Source organism: Pseudomonas sp. GM74 (assembly GCF_000282455.1).
GTDB lineage: Bacteria > Pseudomonadota > Gammaproteobacteria > Pseudomonadales > Pseudomonadaceae > Aquipseudomonas.
Window position 1 is genome coordinate 1 of the sequence record NZ_AKJG01000171.1, and the last position, 4,343, is coordinate 4,343.

The following is a 4,343-nucleotide window of genomic DNA, read 5'->3' on the forward strand; positions in this document are numbered from 1 at the left end:
CCCAAAGGCCGCCAAGGTCAAAAGCCTAACGAACATCCAAAGCCACAGACATAAACTGACCGATCCGCGACCGCAACCAGCGCTCTGCCGGATCATTGTCATGCACCCCGCTCCAGGCCATCGACAACTGCGCCGCCTCAATCTCGAACGGCGGATCCTCGGCCCGTAACCCACACCCCTCAACCAACGCACACGCCGCATAATCCGGCACGGTGGCAATCATCTCGGTACCGGCGAGCAACGCCCGCAACCCACTGAACTGCGGCACCCCCAGCACCACACGACGACTACGCCCAACCTTCGCCAAATCCAGATCGATATTGCCGCTCAAGTCACCGGAAAACGACACCATCGCATGGGGTCGCTCACAGTACTCATCCAGGGTCAACGTCCCCGGCCGGGTATCGCCGCGCAGCACTTTGCAGGGAATATCACGCAGCTTCTTGCGCTTGGCATTGGCCGGCAAATCCGTGGTGTAACTCACGCCCACCGAAATTTCCCCCGACGCCAGCAGCGCCGGCATCAACAGATAATTGGCCCGCCGCACGACCACGACAATCCCCGGTGCCTCTTCCTGCAACTGACGCAACAACGGCGGAAACAAACCGAACTCGGCATCGTCCGACAGCCCGATGCGGAACACATCGCAACTGGTCGCCGGATCGAATTCCTTGGCCCGGCTGACCGCGCCGGAAATGGTATCCATCGCCGGTTGCAGTTCCTTGAGAATCGCCAGTGCCCGCGCCGTCGGTTCCATGCCGCGACCGTTGCGCAACAGCAACGGATCGTCGAACAGATCACGCAATCGCCCCAGCGCGGCGCTCACCGCCGGCTGGCCCATGAACAGTTTTTCCGCGACACGGGTCAGGTTCTTTTCGAACATCAGGGCTTCGAAAATCACCAGCAGGTTCATGTCGACGCGACGCAGATCATTTCGGTTCATAGGCACGGGTTCCTTGTATGTTCGGCCAGGCGCGAGTGCTCTGGACTTTACTCGATCAACGGCACGTTTGCCGCTCGTTTGTACGGCCCGTACTCCACCGGCACCCACTCGAAATGCTTGCCTTGGGCGGTGATATGACCGATGCCGGGGAATGGCAGGTGCGCAGCCGTCACCCAGCTCTTGCTGGCGGCCGCGGCACTGAACACCTGGTTGCGACTGTTGATCGCTTGCCGGCTGTTGACGTCGAAACCGATCGATACCCCAGGGTGCAGGAACTGCACGGCGAGGTTGTGTACCAGGTCGCCCATGAACAGGATGCTTTGCCCTTGGGAGGTGAAACGGTACGTGGTGCTGCCCGGCGTGTGCCCGGCTTCCAGTTGCGCCTCGACCACACCCGGCAGCGGTGACTGGCCGGGGGTGAAGGTCTTGAAACGACCAGCGGCAACGTAAGGCGCGGTGGAGTCCTGGGCCACCTTGAAGAAGCCCTTGGCCGCTTCCGGTGCCTTGGCCAATGCCTGCGGGTCGAGCCAGTAGTCGGCTTCGGCCTTGGCCGCGTACACCGTGGCGTTGGCGAACACCGGTTGCTGCTGGCCGTCCACCAGACCGCAGACGTGATCCAGGTGCAAGTGAGTGATCAGAATGGCGTCCACCTGCTCCGGTTTGTAGCCGGCCGCTTGCAGGTTGGCCGGCAACTGGCCGGCCGTAGGACCGATGCACTGCCCTGCCCCGGTATCAATCAGAACAAGCTGTTTGCCGGTGTTGACCACAAAGGCGTTGAAGGCGGTCTGTACACCCGGGGTTTCAATCGAACGACGGGCCAGCAGTGCGCGGATCTGGCCCTGGCTCATGCCCTGCAACAGCTTGGGCGACAGATCGTTGTAGCCGTCGAACAGCGCCGTCACTTCGTAATCCCCCAGCGCCAGCCGGAAGTAACCGGGTACTTGCGTGCCCACCTGCGCGGGCGCCTGGGCCAGTGCGCTGGCGGATATCAGAACCAGGCCGATGGCGCCCAGCGTTCCCTGCCATGTCCGTTTCATCTGCTCACCTTTTCAAGCCAACCGGCGGTCCGTTATGGCCCGCTCCACGTTACGCATCTTGTGCCAATCGCCGTTACTTACACTTGCAGCGATGTGCTCTGTTCACACCTTCGGGCATGGAATTAACAACGTTTAACTCGTCAGCCACTCGGGCCGCCTCCAACAATGAAGCCCTCAGCGCAGAACTGTTATTTCCAGAGTAACGGTGCTGATCGCTCGAACCGGGCGCCAGCGCTTTTCCTCCCCCGACCGGACAATGGCCATGGCTTACCCACAGCACACCACCGCCTGCACACCCCGCAAGACCAACACCGGTGGCCTCAGCCCGCAGCGCGAAATACGGGTTAAACAACTGATCCTCGAACGCCTCGGCGACAGCCTGGAAGTCACCGAACTGGCACAGGCCTGCGCCCTGTCGCGCAGTCATTTTTCCCGCGCGTTCAAGTGCAGCACCGGCCTCTCGCCGCAAGAATGGATCCGCCAGCAGCGTGTTGCCCTGGCCAAACAATTGATCCAGTACACCGATATGAGCCTTACGCAGATCAGCCTCGAATGCGGCTTCTGCGATCAGGCACACTTCTGCCACATCTTCACCCGTAGCGAAGGCATCAATCCGTTTGCCTGGCGCTGTCAGTTTGTCCGCCGCAACGGCAAAAGATCGCAGCCTTCGCCAGTTCCTATGGGCATGCACGCTAGCGTGTAGGAGCTGGCGCAGGCTGCGATCTTTTGAACTGGCTTTTTAACCTTTCAAGAACGCCAACAGATCCGCGTTGAGCTGATCCTTGTGGGTGTCCGTCAAACCGTGAGGGGCGCCCGGGTAAATTTTCAGCGTCGAGCCCTTCACCAGTCTGGCGCAGGAGACGCCCGCCGCTTCGTACGGCACGACCTGATCCGCGTCGCCATGCACCACCAGGGTCGGCACGTCGAACTTCTTCAAGTCTTCTGTGAAGTCGGTTTCCGAGAACGCCTTGATGCAGTCATAGGCGTTCTTGTGGCCGGCCATCATGCCTTGCATCCAGAACCAGTCGATCATGCCTTGGGACGGTTTCGCCCCCGGTTTGTTGAAGCCGAAAAACGGGCCGCTGGCGAGGTCGATGTACAGCTGCGAACGGTCGGCCAGCGAGGCCTGGCGGATGCCGTCGAACACTTCCAGCGGCAAGCCACCGGGGTTGGCTTCGGTCTTGAGCATCAGGGGCGGCACCGCGGAAATCAGCCCGGCCTTGGCCACGCGCCCGGTGCCGTGGCGACCGATGTAACGCGCCACCTCGCCACCACCGGTGGAGAAGCCGAACAGCACGACGTTTTGCAGATCGAGCAGCTCGATCAACTGCGCCAGATCGTCGGCGTAATGATCCATGTCATTGCCCGACCAGGGCTGGCTGGAACGCCCATGGCCCCGACGGTCGTGGGCGATGACCCGGTAGCCCTTGGAGGCCAGGAAGATCATCTGCGATTCCCAGCTGTCGGCGTTCAGCGGCCAGCCATGGCTGAAGACAATCGGCTGGCCGGTGCCCCAGTCCTTGTAGTAAATCTCGACGCCGTCGCGGGTGGTGAAGGTGCTCATGGGTGATGCTTCCTTAACGAGGGTTGGGGGGGTGAATCAAACCGGTAGTTGGTTCATGCGATCGGCCAGGCGCGCCACACGTTCGCCCAGGTGCGCGGCGGTGCAGCGATCCTCGGGCGGTGGGGCATCGTTGGGGGATTGCTCGACATTCGACTGGGCCATGGCGCCGAGAGAGCTGCCTAATCGGTTCATTTGTCCGTTGAAAGCGCCGGTGCTGGAACGCGCCGGCAGCAGGTCGAGGCCGACCCAGATCATCGAATGCTGGGCGGCGAACACCGCCATCTGCAGCAAGGTGTTGAGTTTGTCGCCGCACAGGCTGCCGGAATTGGTGAAGCCCGCCGCGAGCTTGTCGCGCCAGGGTCGGGTCAGGTAGAACGCCGCCGTGGCCTCCATGAACGCCTTGAAGGCTGCCGAAGCACTGCCCATGTAGGTCGGCGCGCCAAAGATGATGGCGTCGGCGTTGTGCAGCCGCTCCCAGTGCGCTTCCACCTCCTCGACCGGGATCAACTGGCAGGTGCTACCCAGGTGCCGTTCCACGCCCGCAGCCACGGCTTCGGCCATGACCCGGGTGTGCCCGTAGCCACTGTGATAGACCACCACCACGTTGCTCATTGCTCTGTCCTTGCGATGGGTTGAACTCCCTTTGTAGGAGCTCGCTCCTACAGGGATAGAGTTTTGAGCGCAGACCGGATGCAGGACGAGTTAAACGTTGTTAATTTTCCATGGTGAGCAATTTCAGCCGCGACACCCTTTGTAGCAGCTGCCGAGCCCGCGAGGCTGCGTTCGGCTGCGAAGCAGT

The 4,343-nt window shown here is 61.6% G+C and carries 5 protein-coding genes; 1 reads left to right on the forward strand and 4 read right to left on the reverse strand.

All coding sequences use genetic code 11. The annotated features are described in order from the left end of the window. Nucleotides 1–25 precede the first annotated feature (25 nt). Both PMI34_RS00435 and PMI34_RS00430 read right to left on the reverse strand, forming a co-directional pair. The gene (locus PMI34_RS00435) at nt 26–943 is read right to left on the reverse strand and encodes a LysR family transcriptional regulator (RefSeq protein ID WP_008054217.1); all 918 of its coding nucleotides are present in this window, start codon (nt 941–943) and stop codon (nt 26–28) included. 47 nt (nt 944–990) lie between these two features. Further along, nucleotides 991–1,980, reverse strand: a complete 990-nt coding sequence (locus tag PMI34_RS00430) for an MBL fold metallo-hydrolase (protein WP_008054218.1) — start codon at nt 1,978–1,980, stop codon at nt 991–993. Nucleotides 1,981–2,242: 262 nt separating this feature from the next. On the opposite strand from PMI34_RS00430, the gene PMI34_RS00425 reads away from it, so the two are divergent. Continuing rightward, nucleotides 2,243–2,683 (forward strand): helix-turn-helix domain-containing protein, encoded by a 441-nt coding sequence (locus PMI34_RS00425; RefSeq protein WP_008054219.1) that lies wholly within the window; start codon nt 2,243–2,245, stop codon nt 2,681–2,683. A 36-nt stretch (nt 2,684–2,719) separates the two neighbouring features. On the opposite strand, the gene PMI34_RS00420 is transcribed toward PMI34_RS00425, so the two are convergent. Beyond that, the gene (locus tag PMI34_RS00420; RefSeq protein ID WP_008054222.1) at nt 2,720–3,544 is read right to left on the reverse strand and encodes an alpha/beta fold hydrolase; all 825 of its coding nucleotides are present in this window, start codon (nt 3,542–3,544) and stop codon (nt 2,720–2,722) included. 36 nt (nt 3,545–3,580) lie between these two features. Then, complete coding sequence (locus tag PMI34_RS00415; RefSeq protein ID WP_008054223.1) at nt 3,581–4,156, reverse strand: flavodoxin family protein; 576 nt, start codon at nt 4,154–4,156, stop codon at nt 3,581–3,583. Nucleotides 4,157–4,343: the final 187 nt, after the last annotated feature.